Here is a 970-nt window from a genome sequence, read left to right on the forward strand (position 1 = left end):
GGTGCGGGGCAGGCTCGCGGCCGGCGCGCGCCTGCTCCATCTGGCGGGCGCCGAGCGCAAGGCCGAGCCCGCGGCGGCGCTGACTTCTGCGGGCTACGCGATCGCGACGCACGTGGCCTATGCGGCCGAGGCCGTGCCGCACCTGCCGGACGCGGTCTTTTCCGCGCTGGCCGCGACGCCGCCCGGGCTCGATGCCGCCCTGCACTACTCCCGCCGCAGCGCACGCGTGGCGCATCGATTGTCGGGAGCGGCCGGACACGGCGGAGCTTTCGGCGCGTTGAGGCATTACTGCCTGTCGGACGACGTGGCCGCAGCCCTGGACCAAGCCGGGGTCGCGGCCCATTTCGTCGCTGGGCGACCGCGCGAGGACGACCTCCTCGCGGGCCTGTGCTGACATCCTTGCGATGCCGTCGGATCGGGTCTCGCCCGGTTCGAACCGGGGATGGTAGGAAGGCGTCGCACGAGGCGGCGCGGGGTCGCGGAAACGCTTGAGATCGGGGCGCCGGCAGAGCCGCCGCGCCGGGCACGTCGAGACGGGAGAGACAACGGCCGTGAAGCCACCATCCAACGACGCCGACCGCTCGAACGCCGGAACCCCGCCCCCGGGCGCCGCGAAGGACGGCCCGACGACTCCGAACGCCCCTCCCGCGCAGGCCGGCAAGCCCGGAGCGCCCGCGACGCCGCAGGGCCGCCCCTCCGACACCCTGCCGCCGGGCATCCACGTGAAGTCGGAGCCGGGCAAGCTCGAAGCCGGCAAGTTCGAACCGGGCAAGCCGGCGGCTTCCGTCGCCTCGCCTTCGCCCTCGTCCGCCCCCACCCCGGCGTCGAAGCCCGAGGCTGGCCGGACCGATCCGCCGACCTCCGCCAACCCCAAGATCGAACCCGGCCGCCCGGCTCAGCCGTCCTCTGCGGCGTCGGATCCGACGCCGCAGAGGACGGCTGAGCCGGGCGGCCGGGTTCGATCTTGGGG

1 protein-coding gene and 1 pseudogene are annotated in these 970 nt (G+C 74.8%); both read left to right on the forward strand.

Annotated features, from left to right (window positions below; genetic code table 11):
* Positions 1-394, forward strand: a 394-nt coding sequence (locus FV222_RS27325) for a uroporphyrinogen-III synthase (protein WP_187277505.1), incomplete at its 5' end; no start/stop codon positions are given.
* 157 nt (positions 395-551) lie between these two features.
* A pseudogene (locus tag FV222_RS27330) lies at positions 552-970 on the forward strand (hypothetical protein); the annotation flags it as partial.

Origin of the sequence: Methylobacterium sp. WL103 (assembly GCF_008039885.1) — a bacterium.
GTDB classification, from domain to species: Bacteria; Pseudomonadota; Alphaproteobacteria; order Rhizobiales; family Beijerinckiaceae; genus Methylobacterium; species Methylobacterium cerastii.